This window comes from Flavobacterium rarum (SeqCode), from assembly GCF_965234445.1.
Classification (GTDB): Bacteria; Bacteroidota; Bacteroidia; order Flavobacteriales; family Flavobacteriaceae; genus Flavobacterium; species Flavobacterium rarum.
The window spans coordinates 30,626-55,762 of record NZ_OZ248488.1 but is presented as its reverse complement, the minus strand read 5'-3'; the positions used below and the strand labels follow the sequence as shown (position 1 = coordinate 55,762).

Genomic DNA, 25,137 nt, shown 5'->3' with positions numbered 1-25,137 from the left:
GTGTTTTGTTGCGCCGGATTTAGCCACGGATCTAACAGGTTTTTGCGGGTTTTTTGCTCTGGAGTTTCCTATCTTATATACAATGACACACTTTTATCCGCTTTATTACGGGATTAAGCGCCCGAACTCCCTCTGCAGCTCCATTTAATCTAATCTGAGTGCGAATCGAACGCGGATGAAACGGATTCGCTAAAGCGAAAACACGGATTTACACAGATTCTTTATCTTTTAACAACAATAATTTAATTACTGTTTTCTATACCTATATATAAGATATAGCCCATTATCACTTTTTCAATTTAAAAAAGTCTGGTTTTACAGGGATTACTCAGGTTTTTACTTCACAGTAGCCTTCCTATATATTAAGGTGTCACTTTTGAAAATTTATAAAAACAAATTTTTTTATGAAAACCAAGGCCCTAGCCCTGATAGAAGGGAAAATCCTTAGGAGCCGGCGTTCGGCTCATAAGATTGGAATGAGAGCAGGAATTAGCTCCTGATTTTGAAACTTTAATCAAAACGGATGGCTTTGACTGGAGATATTTTGGTGATTATATAGGAAGGAATTAATAATACCAAAAAGCAAACTGTTACAGTAAGTAGATTTAACACCAAAATATAAATTAGATTAATGTCTACTGGTGCTTGGTTGACGTAGTAATTTTGGGGATTTAATTTTATAATACCAAATTGTTGTTGGAGTAACAACATCGAAATTCCGATTGCATTTCCCCAAAAGAGCCCTCTTGCTATAAGATAGAATGCATTATATAAAAATATTTTTCTGACTGACCAATTGTTAGCTCCTAATGCTTTTAGAATTCCTATCATTTGGGTACGTTCTAAAATAAGAACCAACAAGGCTACAACCATATTAATGGTAGCCACAAGAATCATTACTACTAGAATTACGATTATATTGAAATCGAAAAGTTGAAGCCACTCAAAAATATAACAGTATTTCTCAATAATTGTTTTGGTATCTAGAGTTGATGATGTTTTTTTGTAAACTTGCTCACCTGTTTCTTTAATTTTACTAAAGTCCTTTACAAAAACCTCGAATGCACCTATTTGATTTGGAGTCCATTTATTGATTCGCTGAATATGACGTAAGTCGCCGATTATATAAGTAGCGTCGAATTGTTGAAATCCAGAATTGAATATCCCTGTAATTTTAAACCTTCGCACGTTGGGTAATTGATTTTGATCTTCTTTTATAAAAAAAGTATTGAAAGAGTCACCTACTTTCAGATTTAATCTATTGGCTAGAAATTGAGAAATGACAACTTCTTGGTTGACATTTTTAGAGAAATCGGGTAATCTTCCAGAAACAAGATACTCTTTTAAATTATCCCATTGGTAATCGAAGCCTACTCCTTTAAAAATGATTCCTTCGAACGCATTTTCCGTTCTTATTATTCCAGCTTTACTACCTATGGCTTGAATGTGACTTACTCCTGGAACAGAACTAAACTTTGGATAGAAATCTTGATTCTTTGAAATTGGAGACAAAGTAATCTCGGACTGGTTATTGTCATAATTTGATATTATGATTTGACCATTAAAAGCGGATATTTTTTCACGTATTTTATTTTGCAAACCAATTCCAGTAGCTACTGAAATAATCATCATGATCATTCCGATAGCAATGGCAGATATAGCTATATTTATTATTGGTGCTGATATACTGCTTTTGTAATCTCTGGCAGTTATCAATCTTTTGGCTATAAAATATTCTAAATTCAAATTTATTTTTTTTGAGGATCCTAACAAATATACATTATGTATCTATTGATGACTTTGCTTAACAAATTAACTTGTTTAGAAAAATTAAAGAGGTAGTTTTTTCTTCATTTCTTCAATTATATTAAAAGCAGCTGGGCATATTGAAAGATTCTTAATTGTTAAATCGGTAATCTGTTGAAACTTCTTTCTATCGGTGTGAGGAAATTCTCGACAGGCTTTTGGGCGAACATCGTAAATAAAGCAAGTATTGTCATTATCTAAAAAAGCACAAGGCACAGTTTTCAAAACGTAATCTTGATCTTCATCTACACGCAAATACTGTTCGATAAACTGTTGTGGTTTTTGTCTGAGATGTTTTGCAATTCGTTCAATATCGGCAAGAGTAAATAAGGGACCTGTAGTTTTGCAACAATTAGCACATTTTAAACAATCAGTTTTTTTAAATTCTGCATCATGAATATCCTGCATTATATAATCAAGATTCTTAGGCGTTTTCTTTTTTAGCTTATCAAAATACTTTTTATTTTCGATATGCTTATCTTTGGCTAGTTTTTCGAGTTCGTTTAAAGCTGGTATCAATAGTGAAATATGTTTTTATTTCCACAAAAGTACTAAACTTTAAACTCGGAGAATTAAACTTGAAACTAAATTTATGAAAGATCTTTTCGGCAAAGCCATTCTTGATTACCAAACTAACAATCAACCTGAGGATTTAATCACAGAAACTTCCATCTCTGAAGAGGACGAAATGAGCGTATCTTACCTTTTTCGTACTTATGATGAAATGCCCAAAATAGAACAAAAAGCATTACAACTTGCCAAAGGAAAAATTTTGGATGTAGGATGTGGAGCAGGAAGCCATAGTTTGACATTGCAAAATGAAAGAAATCTTGATGTGACTTCTATTGACATTTCTAAAAATGCAATTCAAGCCTGTACGCTTCGTGGTTTGAAAAAAGCAAGAGTTCAAGATTTAATGACTTTAGAAAACGAAAAATTCGATACTGTTATTGTTTTAATGAATGGCCCAGGGATTTGTGGAACACTTGCCAATATTCCAAAATTTCTCTTGAAATTAAAATCCTTATTAAATACAAATGGACAAATTTTACTAGACAGTTCTGATATTATTTATATGTTTGATGAAGATGAAGACGGCGGGAAATGGATCCCATCTCAAAATGAATACTATGGAGAAACCGTTTTTACAATAAAATATAAAGGAGAAAAAGAAGCGCCATTAAATTGGTTATTTCTTGATTATAATACTTTACAAAATGCAGCTTTCGCTAATGGTTTGCAATGTGAATTAATCCTAGAAGGCGAACATTTTGACTACTTAGCTAGACTTTTTATTTAATTTTATAAATAAAAATAATACCAGTTACAAATATATATTAGACCAACAAGCTTATCTTTTGCATAAGCTTATACATTATTAAGCGTCAGAAATTCTCGCATAAGTTTTAAATTAAAACTCTTTCAAAGACGCAAAGTGATTCATCCGACCTTAGCGCCTTTGCGAGAAAAAAGATTAACCCTATTGCCCTTGGGAGAAAACTTCAAACCAGAAAAATATTTAGGTTAATATAAATTTGGGTTTGGTATAAATCTTTGCAATTGGCTTTATAGATTAGAATTTAAATTAATAAAAAAAACTCAACCAAAATATTAATCTTGATTGAGTTTTTTTTTTGTATTATAAAAAATTATCCTTGACCAGCTATCTTTATTGGCAACTCATACAAGACCCTAACTTTTTTTCCTCTAAATTCACCTGACGACCAACGAGGGGACATAGAAATCACTCTTTTTGCTTCAGCACCAGTACCGTCTCCAAGATCTTTAACAACTCTGACATTAGAAATAGAGCCATCTACTTCTATAACAAAAGCAACTTTTAAAGTTCCGCCGCTACCTTCATATTCAGTTATTTTAAAATTTTTACCAACAAAACTCATTAATTCATTGAATCCACCAGGAAACTCAGGTCTGATTTCTACATCTTCAAAATTAAAAGGAGCATCATCAATCATCGTTGTATTAGCTTGTGCAGATGCGAAACTAACAATAAACAGAGTCATTACTGAAAGTAAAATTGTTTTCATAATCTTATAATTTATTTATGATTGTCAAACACAATGACAACTCATAGTAGGTTTTAGTAAATATATAAAAAAATGAAATAATAAATACGATATGTATAAAAAAATAGAGTTAAAATATGATATTCATAAACTAAAATTACAATCAATTGATTTGCAAATTATTAACTAAAACTTAACTCAAACGATATAGTAAATTAACAAAAAAAAACGGATTAAATGTAACTGACTAAAAATGAGCTAATAAGTAAATATGCACAAAGAAAAAATAGAAAACGACTTTTTTGAATTAGATTAAGGAATATTTAAATATTTATGTGTTTGCAAGGAAACTCTCCACTTCGGATTGTTCATTACATATTCAACAATTAATGGTGTCATTTCTTCTTTTTTACTCCATTCGGGTTGAAGAAAAAGAATTGCATTTTCATTAACTTTATCAGCTTGTTCTTCAGCAAAAATAAAATCATGTCTGTTGTAAATGATAACTTTTAGCTCATGCGCATTGTCATATACTGTTTGTGTGGGTAATTTATTTTTTTTTGGAGAAAGACAAATCCAATCCCAAAAACCACTTAAAGGATAAGCACCAGAAGTTTCAATGTGAACTTTTAACTGTTTTGTTTTCAACATTTGAGTTAGTGGAGCCATATCCCACATTAATGGTTCTCCCCCTGTAATTACAATAGTATCAGCGTATTTTGAAGCATTGTCAACAATCAACTCAATATTTGTTGGTGGATGTAGTTCTGCATTCCAACTTTCCTTCACATCGCACCAATGACATCCAACATCACAACCGCCAATTCTAATAAAATAAGCAGCTGTACCTGTATGGAAACCTTCTCCTTGTATTGTATAAAACTCTTCCATTAGCGGAAGCATAGTTCCCTTATTAACTTTCAACTGAACTTCTTTTGATAACATCCATTATTTATTTAAGATGCAAAGATAGGCAATTTATGATTTTAGTTTGCAGATTTTAGATTGCAGATTTTAGAATGAAAAAATAATACACCAAAAAAAACCGATAGTTTAAGAAAACTATCGGTTACAATGTTATTTAGTAAATTTACTTATTTTAAAGCTTTTAATGAATCCAGAGCATATTGATTAGCTGGATCCAAAATTAAGGTTTTATTAAAATATTCAATTGCTTTGGTTTTGTCTGTATTTGCATAACTAGCTGCAGCTGTATTATAACTTTCGATTATTTTCTTCACTACTGCTGGTTTTGCCAATTCTTCAGGACCTTTTTCAGTAACAATAGCAACATAGTCATTATAATATTTAATAGTCATTTCATCATTTTCCAATAGACTATTTGTTCTAGCTCTATAAATATAAGCATCTTGAGTTTTTGGAGAAGCTTCTATAACAGTTGCATATGCAACATCAGCTCTTTGCAGTGCAACAGGATCTGGCTTAACTATATCTTTTCGAGTATTATCAAAATATAAACAATTACCTAAATAAAAATTATCTAAGACATAGTTTTTGGATTCTTTATTAGCAACAGCTATGTCATAAATAGAGGCAGCATGTTTGTATAATTTCTGTTCATACAATTTTTTACCTAAATCGCTTAAGTTTATAGACAAGCTATTAGGATCCATTTCAGCTGCTTTTTTTACATCAAGAATTCCATTATCAAATAAGACATTATCTACAGTTTTCCCATCTTCACTAACAGCTTTTTTTATTTTTGCAAATCCTAATGTTTGATAATCCAATGCAATCACTTTATTAGTTCCATTTGCAATAAAATTCTCTAAAGATTTTATAGCAACATCGTAATTCCCATTTTGAAAAGCAGAAAATCCTAAATATCTTAATATTCTTGGATTTACTTTATCTAATTCAACTAACTTATTAGCCTCAACTTCTAAAGCTTTATATTCACCTGCAAGTACTAAGAAGTCGGCATGACGCATTCTAGAATTAAGAGAATAATCGGTTAATGATAAATATTTTTCATAATTAACCAAAGCTTTATCTACATACAATCTATATTTAGAAGGCTCATTTCTACCCCATAAATAATAGGTTTCTGCCAATTCACGATAAACAGGGCCATAATTTGGATTGATTGCAATTACTTCATCAAATGCTTTTATAGCTTCGGTATAAGCTTTAGCTCCTTTTAACAAAACACCTAATTGCATTTTTGCTCTTATTAAAGTATTATCCAAAGAATAGGCATTTCTATAAGATGAATAAGCTTCATTTTGATTTTTATCACCAAAATAGGCATTTCCAAGAGCTAAATTTAATTGAGGATCTTGAGAGTTTATTAATTTAGCTTTTGTTAAATACTCAATAGCTTTCTTGTAGTCTGGCTTTAAAGAGAATGTATAAGCGCGACCAATAAATAGATATTCTTCAATATCTTTCTTTTTTAAATCTTTGGTAGCTAGAGCAAATTTTTGTTCAGCTGCATCAGTATTTCCATTATCTAAATCAATTAAACCAAAACCAATATTATTTAATCTAGCTCCATCAGAACCTGCAAGTCCTTTTTGATAATAAATTTTTGCAGAATCAATATTATTTTGAAGCATATAAACATTTCCCAAATAAAAAGATGCTGTTCCATTAGATGGTTTTGCATTAATTATTGATTTTAATATCGTTTTTGCACTTTCAAATTGTTCGGCATCAATTGCTTTTTTTGCTTGATTAATATCTTGCGCCTGACTAGTAGTAACAATAGCCAATAAAGCAATACTTACTATTTTAACTTTATTCATCTTCGTTTAATTAATTAATTTTATTTCTTTTCATTATTATTTTTCTCTCGAACAATATTCAATTTTCTTGAAGGGATAACAACTGGTAACAAACCTGATTTCAAAACAATTCTTTGACCAATATCACCGGCTACAAAAGAAGCAAATCCCATTCCTAATCCAGTAGAACCCTGACAATTTACAACAAACAAATCCCTCATTAAAGGATATGTTCCTTCGGCAAAATTATTTTGAGATGGAGAATAATACTCCTTACCACCTATTCCTTTAACATTTAAAATATTGATCTTTTGAATTACTTCTTCCATTGCAGCACTTGGTTGAGACAACCAATTTGCTCCAACTATTCCAACCATACCATCATTTTCTGCAACATATTTTAAAACTTCATTATTCGTTTTAAACGAATACACATCATTTTCTGGAATTTGGTTTAACCCTGCTAAAGCATTTATATACCTTACTGTACTTGAATTAGGATTGTCAAATACCAAACCTTTAATTTTAGAAGTTCTAATCCCTTTCATAAAACCAACAACATCAACTAATGATATTAACGTGTCATTTTTACTTTTATTTGAAATAAACGCAATTCCGTCAGTAGCAAATTTAGTTATTTTAGGAACTATATGTCTTTGTTCGAAAATATTTAACTCTTTTTTAGTTAAATCTCTTGATAAAACAGCAATTGTAGCTTTTTTATTAAATAAAGAATTTAATATTTCAGATTCTGAATTTGGAACTAAAGTGAATTTTGCATCATACTTACTTTCAAATATCATGATTTCATCCTCTACAATAGGAATTATAGTTTCATCGACAAAAATGGTAGCAGTTCCTTTTATAATTGTTTCATTGTTTTCAACAACTTTGTCTTTTTGATTACAAAAAGCAAATAAAAGAAAAATAAAAACCAAAACTATGTATTTAATCTTTCTAAACATAATCATTCATTTTTGTTAGCGTTATAAACACGGAAAAAGCGGATAATCGAATATACTATTAAAACTATTCCTAAAGCAATTCTATAGTTAATTGCAATATCAAAAGGAAACTTACTCCAAAAGATAACCATTAGTCCTAAAAAGAAATAGGATAAAAAAACCAAAATGGTTATAATGAGAAGAAATCGCTCAATAAGCGATTTCTTCTTGATATTATTAAATAAATCATTCCACATTATTCTGCAGATTGAATGGTAATAGGAAGCGAATACAAGACTCTTACTTTTTTACCATTTTGTTCTCCAGGAAGCCATTTAGGACATTTATTCAAAACTCTGATAGCTTCTTTTCCTGTTCCATATCCAATATCTCTAATTACTTTGATATCAGTTAACGAACCATCTTTTTCAACTACAAAAGTTACATATACTTTACCTTTAAGACCTTCTTCTTCTGGAGCTTGGTAGTTTTTACCAACAAAAGTATAGAATTTTTCAATACCACCTGGAAATTCAGGTTTTTGTTCAATTCCAGCCAAAGAGTATATCCCTTTATCTTCTTCAATAACCTCTACTACAGGTCCATTTCCAACTTCTTCAACAGTAAGTGGAGCATCTGGATCACCTTTGATAGTTTCAGCACCTGTTTTTTTGTCTTTGATATCATCCATTTTTGGTGGATCTTCAGTAACATCCTCAGCTTTTGCAACAACTGGTTTAACGAATTTAACCATGTCTTGTTTTGGTGGAGGTGGTGGAGGTGGTGCAAGATCTTTTATATCTTCTACTTTCTTCTTTGGCGCCAATTTTACAGCAGTAATCTTAATATCGTTATTAGCTTCATCACCTCCTTCAGGTAAGAAACTAGCGATAAGTGGTGCACTTATTGCTAAACTAAAAAGAATACTACCAATAATAAGAGCTCTCAAAGAAGTTTTACGATTCGTTTTTCTAAGTTCGTATGCGCCATATAGCTTATTACGACCTTCGAAAACGATCTCAATCCATTGATTTTTTATTAAATCTAATTTCATTTTTTATAATTATTAGGTTATTAGCAAAAAATATTATTTTTTTACTTCTAACAATTTTTGTTCTTCTGGTGAAAACTCAGGTACAATAGCATATGATCCTGTAGCATTTACGCCAACAATAGCCATTTCATCCAAAACGTCAACTAAATTACGATAAGTTGATTTCTTACTTGGTTTGATGATTACAATCATCCCGTCTTTTGGTTTTCCTTTAGCAGTAGAGTATTGTTTTACCAATTCCATTCTAGCAACTAATTCTTTACGGATTCCTTCTTTACCATAAGAAAAATCTTTTGGTGCAGCAAGTGGTTTATCCAACATTCCAACATAACGAACCAGTTTGCCATTTTCACCAAGCAATAAAGTCATAGTACGATTTTCATCTACTTTTATGTCATTTTTCGGTTCAGTTTCCTTTTCTTTATCTGGCAACGTCAAATCCATGGATTGAGGTTTAGACAACGTAGTGGTAAGCATAAAGAATGTGATTAATAAGAAAGCCAAATCCACCATGGCAGTTAAATCTACCTTTGAGTTTTGTTTTTTACTTCTTACTTTACCACCTTTTTTGCCTCCACCGCCGTCGGTATTTAATTCAGCCATTTTAGTGTGTCTTTTTTAATTAAAAATTCTTTCCTCTTAATCCTGTAACCAAGTTAAAGCTATTGATAGATTGATCTTGCAAAATATCCATTACTTGTTTGATTGCTGGATATTGCTCCTTTGCATCTCCTTTAATTGCAAATTGCAATTCTTTGTCATTGATTTCTATATTTGCTTTACGAGAATACAAAATCCAATCTTTCAATTGATTGTCCAATGAATCTTTAGGTATTCCAGTCTGTCCAGCCTTTGCTCTATCTGCTGCTTTCATATCCAAAATTTGTTTTAAATTTTGAATAGGCACACCAAAACTTTCCATTAAAGAAAATTGCTCACCGTCTGCTTCAGAAAAAGTAATATTGTATTTTTGACCCATTAATTCAAGTGCTTTTTTACGAACATCTTTTCCTTTTAGATCAAAGAATACTACAGTTTTTCCTTCTGCTTTTCCAATTGTTAATGTCGATAAATTATCAGCAGGCAATTTTGTTTGCACAGTAGACTGTGGAGTATCAACCGGTAATACTTCAGGTGTTTTAGCAGTGGCAGTCAAAATAAAGAACGTAAGCAAAAGAAACGCAACATCACACATCGCCGTCATATCGGTAGATGTGGACTTTTTTTTCATTTTTATTTTAGCCATTATTTATGTCTATTATTTTGATAAAAAAATATCAAAAATTAATTATTGTTTTAAACTACCTCTAAAGTGTCTGTAAGTATTAACGATTGTAGTACCAGCCTCATCGATAGAGTATGTTAAATCATCAATTTTTGAAGTAAAGAAGTTGTAAGCAACAATAGCAGCAATAGAAGTAGAGATACCTGTAGCTGTATTAATCAAAGCTTCAGAAATACCAACTGCAAGTGCAGCTTGATCTGGAGTTCCAGCAGAAGCCAAAGCACCAAACGCTTTAATCATCCCCGATACTGTTCCTAATAATCCTCCAAGTGTCCCTAAAGAAACTAAAGAAGAAATAATAGTCATGTTTTTTTCCAACATTGGTAATTCAAGAGCTGTAACTTCTTCGATTTCTTTGTGAATAGTTTCTGAAGCTTCTTCACTATTGAAACCTTCTTTCTTAACATCTTGGTATTTAATTAAAGCAGATTTAATTGCATTTGCAACAGAACCTTGTTGTTTGTCGCAAGAAACAATAGCTCCTTCAATATCTCCAGATTTAATGCTAGTTTGAATTGCTTTCATGAATTTATCTAAATTTCCTTTTCCAGCTGCTTTTGATATAACAAAAAATCTCTCGATAGAAAATACAATAACCATTAACAACATACCTAATAATACTGGTACAATAAATCCTCCTTTATATACTTGTCCTAACGTATTCAATGGATGCCCTTTTTCAATATCTCCACCTTCAAAATTTGATGGATCTCCCATTACTTGAGACCAGATCAACCATCCAACAAAGATACATGCTGCAATAATAATTCCTGAAATCATTCCTCCTCCGTTTGAAGTGCTTTCCTTTTTAACTTTAACGTTTGCCATTTTTTTTAATTTTAAATATTTATTTTTAGTTCTAATAAACTTGTATAGGAGCAAATTTAATTTTTTAGTTGAAATAAAAAAACTTTTTTTTAACTAATCTTACATATTATTTTATTCTCATTAACTGACTACAACGTTTTTTAAGAATTATTCTTCATTTTATTCAACAATTCCAAACAATTTTGTAAAATAAAAAGCCATTTTAAGTATTCCGAATATTATAATTAAAAAAAGAGATGAATTAAAAAAAATGAAAAATAACATTATATGCAATGAATTAAGACTATTTTTTACAGTAAATCCTTAATTCCAAGATTTAAAAAAAAATGTATAACTTGCAATTGATATAAAATCCAATCAAAATGAGCAAAAAAGAAGCGTTTTTAGAGCATATAAATAACGGATATTTGTCCAAAGGCGAGAGTATAACGTTAGGAGGCGCAATTTTAGACGGAGAAGCCATAGCAGATACTTTTGTCAAAATTCCATTAAAAACATTAAACCGACATGGTTTAATCGCTGGAGCCACAGGAACTGGAAAAACAAAAACTATCCAAGTTCTATCAGAACAACTTTCATCATTTGGAATCCCCGTTTTGATGATGGATATTAAAGGAGATTTTAGTGGTGTTGCCAAAGAGGGCGAAGAGAAAGACTTTATAAAAGAACGTCATGCCAAATTGAACATTCCCTATTCTGTATCAAGTTTTCCTGTAGAATTAATGACACTATCCAAACAAGACGGTGTTCGCCTTCGATCTACTGTCTCAGAATTCGGACCTGTTTTGTTTTCTAGAATTTTGGATTTGAATGATACGCAAGCAGGAGTTATATCTGTAATTTTTAAATATTGTGATGACAACAAAATGCCATTACTAGACTTGAAGGACATAAAAAAAGTTATTAATTATATAACAGACGAAGGAAAAGACGAAATTGAAGAAAGTTACGGTAAGATCTCTACTTCTACTACGGGAACTATTTTAAGAAAAATAATAGAACTTGAACAGCAAGGGGCCGATCTGTTTTTTGGCGAAATGTCTTTTGAAATTGATGATTTAATGCGTCTTGATGAAAATGGGAAAGGCTATATTAATATCATCCGTTTAACTGACATTCAAGACAAGCCTAAATTATTCTCTACTTTTATGTTGAGTCTATTGGCCGAAATATACCAACAAATGCCTGAAAAAGGAGATGCCGATCAACCAGAGTTGGTTATTTTTATAGACGAAGCCCATTTAATTTTTAATGAAGCTAGTAAAGCCTTATTGGAACAAATTGAAACCATAGTAAAACTGATCCGATCCAAAGGGATAGGCGTTTATTTTGTTACTCAAAACCCTATGGATATTCCAAGTGGCGTTTTGGCCCAATTGGGATTAAAGATTCAACACGCTTTAAGAGCTTTTACAGCCAATGACAGACAGGCAATCAAACAATCGGCAGATAACTACCCTACGTCTGAATATTATAAAACTGACGAGGTTTTGACCAGTTTAGGAATTGGTGAAGCTTTTGTAACTGCACTATCCGAAAAGGGAATTCCAACCCCACTTGTAGCTACTATGATGCGAGCACCAATGAGTCGTATGGATGTTTTGACTGATGCTGAAATCCAAGAAATTAACACCAAATCCAAATTAGTCAAAAAGTACAGTGAAATTCTTGATCGCGAAAGTGCTTATGAGATGCTAACTAAAAAAATAGATGCTGCTCAGGAGCAAGTTGCCGTTGAACAAGAGAAAAAACAGGAAAACACCGAGCCAAGTAAAGCGAGTGTAGTTACAAAATCGGTTTTGAAAGTAGTAACTAGTGCCTCTTTTATCAGAGGAGCATTTGGAATATTGTCTAAAATGTTTAAAAAATAATTTTACTATTTAAGTGGAGTAATACCAATATTTAAACCAGTTATGAAAAACAGCGCTTGTATTCTAGTGTGTGTTTTGTTTCTAATAAATTGTACACCAAAATCCGAAACAAAAAATCTTACTTACATCAAACTGCAAATAGTTAAAACAGAAAAAGATTTTGAAAAACTAGTAGCCGAAAAGGGTCCAGCAGAAGGTTTTTATCAATTTGCGGACTCAAGTGCAGTTATCAAAAGAGAGCACGATACTTTAATTGTTGGCAAAGCCAATATCAAAAAATACTACTCAAACCCAAAGTACCAAAACGTATCTGTCACTTGGTCTCCCGACGCCGTAACTGTTTCAGACGGGGGAGATATGGCTTCTAGTTATGGTAAATATGTTTGGACATCAAAAGATATATCTGGGAAAGAACAAGTATCCAAAGGTGTTTTTCATACCGTTTGGAAAAAACAAAAAGACGGTTCCTGGAAATACATTTGGGATTGATATTAATTCTATTGAGGATAAAAAACCAGTTTTGTAGAAGATTCTATAATCTCCTTTTTATTCAATTTCATTTTTCGAAATTTTCCTGCATTGTACAAATCAGCTTGGTCATTGTAATGTTTACTAAATGGATTCCCAGATTGACCAGTTGGCAAAATGCCCCAGCTGTTTTCAATATCGGAAAAATCAATTACTCTTCGACTGGATGGACCTCCTTTTACTTTATACAGTCCATCATCAAGATTGTCAAAAAATTGATTGTTTATCACTTCATTTGAACCTGGAACGTCAAAAGGGCCAACATTAAAAAACGGTCTTAACACAGCCACTTTACCTAACGGATGTTGATACTCTACGGTATGCACTTTACCCCATAACCATTGAGACTGTGAGTTTCCTAATTGCTTTTCTAACATTATAACCGACTCTTTAAGAGATTGAGTTATAATTTGAGTTCTTGTTTCAATTTGGTTTTTAGTTTTTACATTATCCCACCACGGTGAATTATTATTCAAGATTTGTCTTGCAATAATTTGCTTCATAATGTGTGTTCCCAAAAATTGATTGAAAGTCTCGTCTCCTAATTCGTCTTGAAAAGTATTTCTCAAATACAAACTAATCCATTTATTATAAATTGTAGGCGCTACATCATTCAAATCATTAGAGCCTTTCCAAGTTTTCAATTTGTCTATTGCTTCTTTTTCAGTATTTGAAAGCTTTGCATAATTTACATTAGAAATTAAAATTTTAGCAACTTCTGGAGCAACCAAAGTTGTATTGTCAACTATCATTTCACTTGTCGTTTTCTTGTCCCAATTTGATTTTGATTCAAGTAGTTGCACAATTCTTCTTGCACGATCTTCGGGAACATAATAACCCGGATAGAAGAAACCATCAATTGCTTCTGGCTGATTGTTTGCAGAATATACATAATTCCAATCTGGATTAACTGCTGATGGGTTTTTGGAAAAATCCAAATAAGAAGTAATCTCCTCTTTACCACTAGTTCCATCAAGAATAAAATTAGTATTAACACCTGGATTGTGTTTGTAGAGTTTTCCCGAAGCCCACCAACCCACATTGCCTTTGGCATCACCATACATGACATTCAAACCAGGAGCCACAATAAGCGAGACTCCTTTTTGAAAATCATTCATAGATTTGGAATGCGAAATAGTATAAACCGCATCAAGAATATGATTGGGCTGTTTGGTGTAAATCCAAGACATCGCCACAGGCTTATCGCTTTTTAAGCCCTTTAACAGATCATTCATGATAGGTCCGTGCTGACTTACTTTTATATTCAAAACTACATCTGAGCTATCTTTTACTTTAATGGTTTTGTTGACAATTTCATAATTTTGATATCCTTTTGAGGTTTGGTATTGATTCTTATTGTTTGGATTATTTGCTTCTTGATAAAAATCAACATCATCATTTTCAAACATTGTTAATCCATAAGCATATTCTCGATTATGTCCTAATAATGGAAAAGGAGTTCCTGCTAAGTAGCACCCGTACAATTCCATTTGGGGAGTAACAATATGCGCTTCATACCAAGTACCCGGTTGCGAAAACCCAATGTGCGGATCGTTGGCAAAAATCACTTTATTGTTTTTTGTTTTGGGAGGTGCAATAACCCAACTGTTGCTCCCAACAAAAGAAGAAACCGGAGATTGATCCAGAAGCAAGGCTATCGATTTTGCAATTTCCTCATATTCTTGAATCTTTTGCCTTGAATTTTTAATACGAGTTTCATTGAAAGATCCGTCCAGACCAAAATCTTTGAGATAATTCATTCCATATTTATTGTGGATATCAGTTAACAATGGATCTGTTTTTTGCGCCATTGCAAAACTGAAAGACATGTATCCAAAAATATTGTAAACATCTTCAACAGTAAATTTTTGTTTTTTTACTCCTACCAATTGAAACTCTACAGGAGTCACACCATTCTCGATGTATTGGTTAATTCCATCCAAATACGCCATCGTTAATTGATATGCAGGGCTATTTTTATCTAACTTTTCAATAGCTTTACGAGAAGCTTCTTCAATACCTAAACCAACAAAAAACTGATCATTTTTTAAAGCAACTGAACCAAATATTTCAGACAAACGACCAGGAACAATGCGTCTTAGTAGCTCCATTTGCCACAACCTATCTTGCGCATGAACATATCCAAGAGCTACCATAGCGTCTTTTGAAGTAGAAGCATAAATATGAGGCACTCCAAATTCATCAAAATATACTGTTGTTTCTTTTTTAATAGTATGTAATTGTAGTTCCCCTTCGTATTTTGGTTTTTGATATAATGAATAAACGAAAAAAGTAACCACTAACAATATAATTGTAAAAAGTAAAGCCAGAAAAATTTTTTTTGCGTATCTCATTTATATACAATTAAGTCTTGTTTTTTTAAGTATAAAATAAATTAAGAAGAATAATTTCATTATGTATTTTATATTGTAGTAATTTTTCTCAAATATAAAAAAAATACATTTAAAATTGCTTTTAGCATTATTATTATTTTTTTTGTTTAAAATTGAGAATTTCAATAGTAAAAGTTAAAATATGTCAAATTTATTGAGTTTATTGAATTAAACTAAAACGAATAAACAACAGATCCTTATATTTGTTTAAACTTTAAAAGCCATGAAACATATTTCAAAAGAAACCATTTCACAAATGGATAAGATTGAAAAATTGAATTTAATTAATTCTTGTACTGGATTTAAATCGGCGAATTTAATAGCTACTAAATCTATTGAAGGCAATACAAACGTAGCCATTTTTAGTAGTGTAACGCATTTAGGAAGCAGCCCTTCTCTAGTAGGTTTTATTGTCCGTCCAACAACTGTACCAAGAGATACGTACAAAAACATTATGGAAACTGGTTTTTTTACTATCAATCACATCACAATAGATATGATTGCCGACGCGCATCATACCTCTGCAAATTACGATTCGGAAATTTCAGAATTTGACAAAACCAATCTAGAAGAAGAATACAAAGAAGGCATTACAATTCCTTTTGTAAAAGGAAGTCCTGTCCAGCTGTATTGCAAGTATGTAAACGAGTATTTAATTAAAGAAAATGACACTATTCATATTGTTGCTTCAATAGAACACGTTTATTATAATGAAGATTTAGAACACAAAGATGGTTGGTTGCAACTTGACAAAGGCAATATCGTGGCACTAAATGGTGTAGACGGTTATTTTTTACCCAAATTAATTGACCGTTTTCAATATGCGCAACAAAATGTACCCACAAAATCTTTCAAAAAAGATAAAGAATAAGGTTTAAAAACGGGAATAGCTTTTTATAACTATTCCCGTTTTTTTATTTTTCTAAAATTCCTGTTTTTAAAATTTGTCCAAAGTGAAACATATCTTCATACGAGGTGTATAAAGGAACTGGTGCCAGTCGAATTACATTGGGTTCTCTCCAATCTGTAATTACTCCATTTTTCATTAAATAATCAAAAAGACTGCGACCTTCACCATGAAGCAAGACCGATAATTGTGAAGCTCTTTGGGATGGGTTTGATGGTGTTATAATTTCAAAAGCACCTTGCACCTCTTTACTTATTTCGTTCAGAATAAACTCTAAATACGAAGTGATTTTATCTCTTTTTAAGATTAATTGATCCATCCCAATTTCGGCAAACATCTCAACTGAGGCCAAATAAGGGGCTAATGAAAGAATTGGTAAATTGCTTATTTGCCAACCTTCGGCTCCATTAACTGGATCAAAAACGGGTTCCATCTTGAAACGTCGTTCTTTGTTGTGTCCCCACCAACCAGCAAATCGAGGCAACTCTTTATTGTCATGGTGTTTTTCATGAACAAAACATCCCGAAGCATTTCCTGGCCCCGAATTCATGTATTTGTAACTGCACCAAGCCGCAAAATCAACATTCCAATCGTGCAGTTCTAGTTTAACATTCCCAGCAGCATGCGCCAAATCCCAACCTACAAAAGCACCTTGTTTGTGTCCTGCTTCGGTGATGGTTTTCATGTCAAAAACCTGACCTGTGTAATAATTTACACCGCCTATTAAAACCAATGCCAACTCCTCACCTACTTCTTCAATTTTCGCAAGAATATCTTCCAGTCTTATGTTGTGTTCTCCATCACGACGTTTGATTTCTACCAAAACATCCTCGGGTTTGTATCCATGAAAATGCACCTGACTCTGAAACATATATTGATCGGAAGGAAAAGCTTTTTCTTCGCAAATGATTTTAAAACGTTTTTTTGTTGGTTTATAAAAAGACACCATCAACAAATGAAGATTCACAGTCAAAGTATTCATTACCGTAACTTCACTTGGCAAAGCACCAACTAATTTACTCAACGGATTGGCAAAACGTTCGTGATAATCCCACCACGGCTTTTCGGCATAAAAATGACCTTCAACGGCGAGATTTGCCCAATCATTCATTACCTCATCAACATATTTTTTGGTTCTTTTGGGCTGTAATCCCAAAGAATTTCCGGTAAAATAAATTACCTTTTTGTCATTTACTTTTGGAAAAATAAATTCGTCTTGGTATTTGTGTAAATGATCTTGCGCGTCGAGTTGTTGTGCAAATTCTAAGGTGTTTTTGAAATCCATCTTTTCTTGGCTTTATAGCCGTAAAAGTAGAAAAAGAAAATAGAGAATAGATACTAGAATAGAGAAAAAAGACAACGTGCTAATAAACAGCGAACAACAGAACTTGAATCTTAATTTAGAAACAAAAACACACCCCTAGCCCCTCTCAAGAGGGGAATACGACTCTGCTAACATTTAAGTTTTAGTTATTTTTCAAGTAAATTAGTCTATTTGATACTATACTATATTTTACTCACTATATTTCTTTTGGAAAACGAATTGCGTTAGGGATAATAATGGAAAGTCTTTTTCTGAAACCATTTAGTAATACAGCAACGAGGAAGCGACCAACGGAAGCTCCCGCAGTGCTAGTATTACTTTGGTTTTGGGTAAAGACTTGTAATGGATAGCCCGTAATACGCCCAGAAGAAAGTTTTCAGTTTTCAGTTTTCAGTTTTTAGTTTTTAGTTTTTAGTTTTTAGTTTTTAGTTTTTAGTTTTTAGTTTTTAGTTTTTAGTTTTATAAACTTATGTTCGCTTCGCTCAGTTAGGGCAAAAAAAATCTCGCCATTGCTGACGAGACTTGTATTTGTAATTTTGAATGCGAATTATATAATCAACATTGCGTCTCCATAAGAATAGAATTTGTACTCTTCTTTGATTGCTTCTTCGTAGGCTTTTTTCATTAAATCATGTCCACAAAAAGCTGAAACCATCATTAATAAAGTAGATTTTGGCGTGTGAAAATTGGTAATCATACACGTTGGGATACTGAAATCATGAGGAGGGAAAACAAATTTATTTGTCCAACCATCATAAGGATTCAGAGTGTTGTGTGATGAAACTGAACTTTCTACAGCGCGCATAGAAGTTGTTCCAACGGTACAAATTCTTTTCTTGGCTGCTTTGGCAGTATTTACAATATCACACGCTTCTTGAGTGATTTTCAACTCTTCAGAATCCATTTTGTGTTTTGATAAATCCTCAACCTCAACTGGATTGAAAGTTCCTAAACCTACGTGAAGTGTTACCTCGGCAAATTTAATTCCTTTGATTTCCAATCTTTTCAGCAATTGTTTAGAGAAGTGCAATCCTGCAGTTGGTGCAGCAACAGCTCCTTCCTCCTTTGCATAAATTGTTTGGTAACGATCCGCATCTTCTGGTGTTACATCACGGCTAATGTATTTTGGAATAGGAGTTTCTCCTAGTTCAGTCAATTTATTTCTAAATTCTTCGTACGAACCATCGTAAAGGAAACGCAATGTTCTTCCACGAGAAGTTGTATTGTCAATTACCTCGGCTACTAATGAATCATCATCTCCGAAATATAATTTATTTCCGATTCTAATTTTACGAGCTGGATCTACTAATACGTCCCAAAGTCTTTGTTCTGCATTTAATTCTCTAAGTAAAAAAACTTCAATTCTAGCTCCAGTTTTTTCTTTGTTTCCATACAAACGAGCTGGAAAAACTTTAGTATTATTCAAAATTAAAACATCACCATCATCAAAATAATCGATAACGTCTTTAAACATTTTATGTTCTATCGTTTGTTTCTTACGATCAATCACCATCAAACGAGACTCATCTCTGTTTTCGGCTGGATATTCTGCAAGAAGTTCTTTTGGTAAATTGAATTGAAAGTGAGATAATTTCATTTGCTGTTTGTTTAAAAGTTTAAAATTTCAAGTTTCAAGTTGTTTAAACTGAACTTAAAAATCTTTCGTGTGCAAATATACGACTGTGAGATAGGCGTTGTCAAGTGTTTAGGGGTTTATTTTCAACTCACCTCTTCCTATAGCTATCGAAACGCAACAAAAGTCTATGTAAACGACCATTTTTGAACCATAAAAAAACCTATTTTTTTTAAATCATCCCAAAAATCCGGATATGATTTTGAAACTACATCGGCATTATTGATGATAATTGGCACTTTTAAACCTAAAGGTGCAAATGCCATTGCCATTCTGTGATCATTATACGTATCAATTCTTATCTCTTGATTGATATTTTGTGTTGCTATCAATGTCAAACTATCATTGGTAACCGATATATTGGCACCCAGCTTTGTCATTTCAATTCGAAGTGCTTCGAGTCTATCGGTTTCTTTAATTTTCAAAGTATGCAAACCCGTAAGATGACAACCAATTCCTAAACCCAAGCAAGTAACTACAATCGTTTGTGCTATATCTGGGGTATTGTTTAAATTTAAATTTAAGTCGGAATAAACAAAATCTTCTTGTTTGGTCAAAGTCAGTTTATTTCCTTCAAAATGTGAAACCACTCCCATTTGTTTGTAAATTGCAACCAAAGCTGAATCTCCTTGCAAACTGGTTTCTTTGTAACTTGTCAAAGAAATAGAAGCAGTCTTTGCCAAAGCGACTAAACTGAAAAAGTAGGACGCCGAACTCCAGTCGGATTCTACCGTCATTACTTTACTTTCCACTTCTTTCTTTGGATGTACCGTAATTACGTTTCCAATAAAGCTGGTCAGAATACCTAAATCATTCAGCAAAGCTAAAGTCATTTTGATGTATGGAACAGAGGTAATCTCTCCAACTAAAGTCAGTTCGATTCCATTCTCTAATTTTGGTGCTACCAAAAGCAGTGCCGAAATGTATTGACTGCTTACATTAGCAGGAATGCTAACTTTGTGAGCGGTAATTTTCTGCCCTTTGATTCGAATAGGCGGATACCCTTCTTCTTTTTCATAAGTGATCTGTGCTCCTAATTGTTGCAAAGCCTCCACCAAAACTTTAATTGGGCGTTCGGTCATTCTTTGAGAACCTGTCAACACTACTTCTCGACCTTCATTTACTGCAAAATAGGCCGTTAAGAAACGCATTGCTGTTCCTGCATGATGAATATCTACTATTTCCTCGTTCCCTTTCAAAGCTTTTTGCATTACCTCGCTATCATCAGAATTGGAAGTATTGGCTAAAGTAATATTTGGATATAATGCTTGAAGTAATAACAATCGATTGGTTTCGCTTTTGGAACCCGTAATTGCAATTTGTTCTTGTAAATCGAGTTTCGAAGTTTGTAACAGTAAATTCATTTTGGAGTAATTGATAGGTGTGTTTTGGCAAATTTATTTTAAAAAAAGGATGTACCAAAACTTTGCCCTGACTTATAACATTATTTTAGTTTATCGTTGTTTTTGTGACGGTCTTTGTCGCGAACCGATTTCAAATCCATTTTTTTGTCAAAAGCGGCTTGCAAATCGATTCCGGTTTGATTGGCCAAGCACAATACCACAAAAACCACATCGGCCAATTCTTCGCCAAGATCTTTGTTTTTGTCGCTTTCTTTTTCGGATTGTTCACCGTAACGACGGGCAATAATTCGGGCTACTTCGCCTACTTCTTCAGTAAGTTGCGCCATATTGGTCAATTCATTGAAGTATCGAACTCCGTGTTCTTTGATCCAATTGTCTACTTCTAGTTGGGAATTTTTTAGGTTCATGGTTGTATTTTTTTTAGAACTATTTTTTCGTTTTGTTTGTCAATCATTTTTTGATAAAACTCTTTAATTGAATCATAAAAATCAGCATGTACTTTAGCTAAATTAACTTCTTTAGTAACAATAACCCGAACCAAGTTGCCTTCTTTAACCACATTAATTAAAAAAGACAACTCTTTCCCGTCTGTCGAAATCCTCATTGGCAAGGGTATTGACTCTACAGTAAACCCATCCGGTATTTCAATACTTATGATAAACTTTTCCAATTTCGGATAGCCAAAATAAATAGGCATTCCTCTTTTTTCCTGAACAAAAGGGTTTTTTGATTGCGTAAAAAACAACAACGGATTTACATATATTTTATCGCCAATTATTTCACAATGATTGTTTGCTGTAAAATTATAAGTTTCCACAATAGGATTGGCAAAATCAGTCCTTTTATTGTCAATGGAATAATCTTGAATATTAATACTCCCTATTTCATTCTCTTTCTTTTCCAAATAAGCATCTGTATTCATTTCAGCATATTTCTCTCTAAAACTATAAGCCTCATAGTCTGTCATTTGAAGCCTGTACTTTCCTTCCATTTTACCGGTCTTATCCATCTTGAACATCAAAGTATGATGTTTGGCAGATGCTTTTGTAGGCACTAAATCAACTTCTTGAGAAACTCCTTCTTGTCTAACAAGACGTCCTTTCCAGTTTAAAACATTTAATGGCAAAATGTTTGGTGTAGTGAATTTATGTGTTGCGTCCAATAATATTTGTTTGCCATCAATAACAACAGCTGCTATAACATAATTAAATACGGTTCTATTAGGAAAAACAGGTATTCCATGTTCTTTTGTACTAACCAAAACTGGACTCGCATCCAACCCTGCTAATTTCAACATCGATATGAGAATAAAATTTATTTCGGCAACATTACCGACTCTGTCAGAGTAGGCTTGTTTTACACCTTTATCTGTGTAATATCCGTAATCATTATTCCAATTCATTTTGCTTTGAACAAATCTAAAAACAACATCAAGTCTTTTCTCTTGCGAATCAATCCCATTTAAAATAGTTTTTAAGTCATCCAGAAGAAAAGGACGTTCTTCTAATTCTTTTCCAAATTCTTTCTCCTCATAAATAGCTTTAGCTACACCATCCCAATCTTTTGAATAATTCTTTTCTTTTTCATCGGGAAAATTGGTTTTTTCGAGTTCATGAAGCAGCGACGACTGGTAGTTCTGAATATTATCAACATAATTTTCCTCCTTTAAAGCTGAAATATGTTCGGCAGTATATTTTGTCTTTAGTTGTTTGAAACTCAACATAACGGTTTGCTGGCTTTTATCATCAAAAGAAAAACCTCCATCCACCACTTTTGAATCCATTTTAATATCAACATAACCAACCTGAATAGGCTTATAGGTGAAAAAATAAGGAATGTTTGTGGTATATTCAGCATAGTTTACTGGAATCTTATCCTGAAAAAAGAAAACAGGAAACTTAACAATGTTTTCTGTTTTTAAAACATATTTAAACTCTATGACCGACCCTACTTTAACATTTGGAAGTGTAATAGAAGCTTCATTCCAATATTCATTTACTTTTTTTTTAAAGCTTCCTTCACTATTCTGCTTTGACTTTTCAATTGCTCCATTTACAAGATTATAAGTAACCGCATTCGAAAATTTAACAACATCATCATTGTAATTTTCATATCCCACATAATAAGGCATGGTAAAATTAGCCCAATCATAGCCTTCTTTTTTATAGATTTTAATACGCATTGTCACTTCTGTAACTACAACAAATCCATTTTTTAAAGAATAATCAAAACTAGTTTTCCCTTTTTTAAAAAGAACTGCAGCAACTGCACTCGTGTCTTTAAGATGTTGCCTTTCTTTTAATTCTGCAATAGACACCTTCCCTAATTCGAAGTTTTGAGCATTTAAATTGACAAAAGAAAACAAAATAAGCAATGCTAAAAAGGTTTTAAAATCTCTCATTACTTACACTTTCTTTAAAACAATCTTCTCTGTTTCTTTAGCAATCATAGCTTGATAATACTCTTTTAGCATCGAATAATATTCTGAGGAAACAATAGGAGTATTTATTTGATGTGAAACCGATAATTGAATTTTATTTTCAGATGCATTCGAAATAAATTTGAAGTTTCCTATATTATCTTCCATATTAAGTACTGCTGATTTTGGAAGTATTTCTATCACATATCCTTCCGGAATATCAATATTTATTGTGTATTTATCCATAAATGGGAAACCATAATCAACAGGAAACTCTCTAGATTCTTGCTTAAAAGGACTATTTTCAATAGCGAAAAACAACATTGGATTCACATAAATTTTACCCCCAATTAGTTCACATAAATTAGAACTTGTAAATGAAAAATTTTCAATGACTGGCAACGGTATATCTTTCACATTTACCATAGAAAAATCATTTATTTCAATATTTTGATTATCATTTTCAAGTTTTTCTATATAAACATCCTCATTCTTATTTAAAAAATTGTTTCTAAAAATCAAAGCATTATGGTCTGTTCTTTGTCTTCTCAATTTTCCTTCTATTTTACCACTAGAATCAATGCTATAATTCATCATAACATAATCCGTTGATATGTTTTTTGGCATTAAATCTACCTCAACTGAAGTTCCGTCTTTTCTAATCAATCTTCCAAACCAGTTCAAATCACGTAATGGGAGTACATTAGGAGTTGAAAAGATTTCACTAGCATCCATTAAAATTAATCCTTCAGCAGTTTCTATAGCTGAAATGACATAATTAAAAGCATTTAAACTCGGGAATAATGCGATTCCGTTGGCACGTGTACTTATGATTACTGGATTGGCATCGAATCCTGCATAACGTAACATTGATGTAAGCATCAGATTAATTTCGGCAACGTTTCCTGTTTTGTTTTTATAGGCTGCTTTCACACCATCATTACAGTAATAATTATTACTCCCATTCCATTTAATATTCGTTTTTACATAATCTAAAATCCCTCCAATAATTTCATTACTAGTCATTTTACTACTTATAAGTGTTTTTAAATCCTCTTCAAAATAACCAGTTTTATTGAGTTCATGTCCAAAATCTTCAAACTCATAAATCTTTTTAGTTACCGATTCCCAATCTGTTGAATATTTTTTTGTAGGAATATTGTTTATTTTTATCATAGAAAGTTCGTGTGAAATACTAGAGGTGTAATTTTCTATATTATTTACATAAGCCTCTTCTTTCATTGCTGGTAAATTTTCTGCCAAATATTTGGTTTGGTTTTCTTGATAGGCAAATTCACTTTGATTTATATCAACTCCCACAAAGCCTGACCCATTACCTCTATTTTCTTTACTGGTTAAAGTAATTGATTTTGAATAACTTTTAGTGGTTGTATTAGGAAAAATAAATCCTTTTTTATTTGTTTTATAAACAAAAAATTCAGGGATATAAGTAGTAAATTCAGAGTGATTTACTGGTATACTAGATTGAAAACTCCATTCTCTGAATGATCCTAAAGTTTTTGTCTTAATTGTATAATGGAATTCAATAATAGAGCCTTCCTTCACATTGGGTAATGTTATCTTTTTTTGCCCCCAATATTTATTAATATTTTCGTCAAATTCTCCTTCGCTTTTTAGCTTGGTTTTTTCAATTTTTCCATTGACTAAATTAAAAGTTACTGCATCAGAAACCGAAATAAATTCTTTTGAATCACCTACTAAACAATACCTTATATTTTGATTTGCCCAATCATAACCCTCTTTTTTATAAATTTTGATACGGGTGTCAACTTCTGTATACATTACAAATCCTTCGCTTTGTGAAAATTCAAATCTGGTTTCCCCTTTCTTAAATAATATTGCGGCAACAGCAGCTGTATCTTTTGGATGTGCTTTTTGTTCCAGTTCGGCAATGGAGACTTTTCCTAATTTAAATTCTTGGGCATTTGCATTAAAACAAAATAGTAGTACTCCTAAAAAAGTGGTTAATTGTTTGGTTATCATTTT

21 protein-coding genes are annotated in these 25,137 nt (G+C 32.2%); 4 read left to right on the top strand and 17 right to left on the bottom strand.

Features of this window, described 5'->3' with window-relative positions; translation table 11 throughout:
• Nucleotides 1-510: 510 nt before the first annotated feature.
• Together AC8GF4_RS07880 and AC8GF4_RS07875 are read right to left on the bottom strand one after the other, a co-directional pair.
• Nucleotides 511-1,746 (bottom strand): ABC transporter permease, encoded by a 1,236-nt coding sequence (locus AC8GF4_RS07880; RefSeq protein WP_506593704.1) that lies wholly within the window; start codon nt 1,744-1,746, stop codon nt 511-513.
• Nucleotides 1,747-1,830: 84 nt separating this feature from the next.
• The gene (locus AC8GF4_RS07875; RefSeq protein ID WP_506593703.1) at nt 1,831-2,325 is read right to left on the bottom strand and encodes a YkgJ family cysteine cluster protein; all 495 of its coding nucleotides are present in this window, start codon (nt 2,323-2,325) and stop codon (nt 1,831-1,833) included.
• A 73-nt stretch (nt 2,326-2,398) separates the two neighbouring features.
• On the opposite strand from AC8GF4_RS07875, the gene AC8GF4_RS07870 reads away from it, so the two are divergent.
• Nucleotides 2,399-3,106 (top strand): class I SAM-dependent methyltransferase, encoded by a 708-nt coding sequence (locus tag AC8GF4_RS07870; RefSeq protein ID WP_506593702.1) that lies wholly within the window; start codon nt 2,399-2,401, stop codon nt 3,104-3,106.
• 349 nt (nt 3,107-3,455) lie between these two features.
• On the opposite strand, the gene AC8GF4_RS07865 is transcribed toward AC8GF4_RS07870, so the two are convergent.
• From AC8GF4_RS07865 to AC8GF4_RS07830, 8 genes are all read right to left on the bottom strand, one after another.
• Entirely contained in the window at nt 3,456-3,830 is a 375-nt protein-coding gene (locus AC8GF4_RS07865; protein WP_506593701.1) for an energy transducer TonB, read from the bottom strand.
• Between the two features lie 315 nt (nt 3,831-4,145).
• The gene (locus AC8GF4_RS07860) at nt 4,146-4,778 is read right to left on the bottom strand and encodes a 7-carboxy-7-deazaguanine synthase QueE (RefSeq protein WP_506593700.1); all 633 of its coding nucleotides are present in this window, start codon (nt 4,776-4,778) and stop codon (nt 4,146-4,148) included.
• A 149-nt stretch (nt 4,779-4,927) separates the two neighbouring features.
• Nucleotides 4,928-6,601, bottom strand: coding sequence for a tetratricopeptide repeat protein (locus AC8GF4_RS07855; RefSeq protein ID WP_506593699.1), 1,674 nt, complete (start codon nt 6,599-6,601; stop codon nt 4,928-4,930).
• A 20-nt stretch (nt 6,602-6,621) separates the two neighbouring features.
• On the bottom strand, nt 6,622-7,545 hold the full coding sequence (locus AC8GF4_RS07850) for a PstS family phosphate ABC transporter substrate-binding protein (RefSeq protein WP_506593698.1): 924 nt from the start codon (nt 7,543-7,545) through the stop codon (nt 6,622-6,624).
• A 235-nt stretch (nt 7,546-7,780) separates the two neighbouring features.
• Nucleotides 7,781-8,578: an energy transducer TonB gene (locus AC8GF4_RS07845; RefSeq protein ID WP_506593697.1), complete on the bottom strand. Its 798-nt coding sequence runs from the start codon at nt 8,576-8,578 to the stop codon at nt 7,781-7,783.
• Nucleotides 8,579-8,611: 33 nt separating this feature from the next.
• Entirely contained in the window at nt 8,612-9,181 is a 570-nt protein-coding gene (locus tag AC8GF4_RS07840; protein ID WP_506593696.1) for an ExbD/TolR family protein, read from the bottom strand.
• 19 nt (nt 9,182-9,200) lie between these two features.
• On the bottom strand, nt 9,201-9,824 hold the full coding sequence (locus tag AC8GF4_RS07835) for an ExbD/TolR family protein (RefSeq protein WP_506593695.1): 624 nt from the start codon (nt 9,822-9,824) through the stop codon (nt 9,201-9,203).
• Nucleotides 9,825-9,866: 42 nt separating this feature from the next.
• On the bottom strand, nt 9,867-10,691 hold the full coding sequence (locus AC8GF4_RS07830; protein WP_506593694.1) for a MotA/TolQ/ExbB proton channel family protein: 825 nt from the start codon (nt 10,689-10,691) through the stop codon (nt 9,867-9,869).
• 362 nt (nt 10,692-11,053) lie between these two features.
• Between AC8GF4_RS07830 and AC8GF4_RS07825 the strand changes: the two genes are divergently transcribed.
• Both AC8GF4_RS07825 and AC8GF4_RS07820 read left to right on the top strand, forming a co-directional pair.
• Nucleotides 11,054-12,562: a helicase HerA-like domain-containing protein gene (locus tag AC8GF4_RS07825; RefSeq protein WP_506593693.1), complete on the top strand. Its 1,509-nt coding sequence runs from the start codon at nt 11,054-11,056 to the stop codon at nt 12,560-12,562.
• A gap of 42 nt (nt 12,563-12,604) precedes the next feature.
• Entirely contained in the window at nt 12,605-13,051 is a 447-nt protein-coding gene (locus tag AC8GF4_RS07820; protein WP_506593692.1) for a YybH family protein, read from the top strand.
• Between the two features lie 8 nt (nt 13,052-13,059).
• Here AC8GF4_RS07820 and AC8GF4_RS07815 read toward each other — a convergent pair whose 3' ends face one another.
• Nucleotides 13,060-15,444, bottom strand: coding sequence for a penicillin acylase family protein (locus AC8GF4_RS07815; RefSeq protein ID WP_506593691.1), 2,385 nt, complete (start codon nt 15,442-15,444; stop codon nt 13,060-13,062).
• A gap of 262 nt (nt 15,445-15,706) precedes the next feature.
• Between AC8GF4_RS07815 and AC8GF4_RS07810 the strand changes: the two genes are divergently transcribed.
• A complete protein-coding gene (locus AC8GF4_RS07810) occupies nt 15,707-16,354 on the top strand; it encodes a flavin reductase family protein (protein WP_506593690.1) in 648 nt (215 codons plus the stop codon).
• Between the two features lie 43 nt (nt 16,355-16,397).
• Here the strand turns inward: AC8GF4_RS07810 and kynU are convergent, their stop codons facing one another.
• The 6 genes from kynU to AC8GF4_RS07780 form a co-directional block, all read right to left on the bottom strand.
• Complete coding sequence (gene kynU, locus AC8GF4_RS07805) at nt 16,398-17,675, bottom strand: kynureninase (protein WP_506593689.1); 1,278 nt, start codon at nt 17,673-17,675, stop codon at nt 16,398-16,400.
• Nucleotides 17,676-18,261: 586 nt separating this feature from the next.
• Entirely contained in the window at nt 18,262-19,311 is a 1,050-nt protein-coding gene (gene queA / locus AC8GF4_RS07800) for a tRNA preQ1(34) S-adenosylmethionine ribosyltransferase-isomerase QueA (protein WP_506593688.1), read from the bottom strand.
• A gap of 164 nt (nt 19,312-19,475) precedes the next feature.
• A complete protein-coding gene (gene aroA, locus AC8GF4_RS07795) occupies nt 19,476-20,711 on the bottom strand; it encodes a 3-phosphoshikimate 1-carboxyvinyltransferase (RefSeq protein WP_506593687.1) in 1,236 nt (411 codons plus the stop codon).
• Nucleotides 20,712-20,791: 80 nt separating this feature from the next.
• Entirely contained in the window at nt 20,792-21,118 is a 327-nt protein-coding gene (locus tag AC8GF4_RS07790; RefSeq protein ID WP_072943771.1) for a nucleotide pyrophosphohydrolase, read from the bottom strand.
• Nucleotides 21,115-23,112, bottom strand: a complete 1,998-nt coding sequence (locus AC8GF4_RS07785; protein WP_506593686.1) for a DUF3858 domain-containing protein — start codon at nt 23,110-23,112, stop codon at nt 21,115-21,117. The genes AC8GF4_RS07790 and AC8GF4_RS07785 overlap by 4 nt, the downstream gene beginning before the upstream one ends.
• A gap of 3 nt (nt 23,113-23,115) precedes the next feature.
• Nucleotides 23,116-25,134 (bottom strand): DUF3857 domain-containing protein, encoded by a 2,019-nt coding sequence (locus AC8GF4_RS07780; protein WP_506593685.1) that lies wholly within the window; start codon nt 25,132-25,134, stop codon nt 23,116-23,118.
• Nucleotides 25,135-25,137 lie beyond the last annotated feature (3 nt).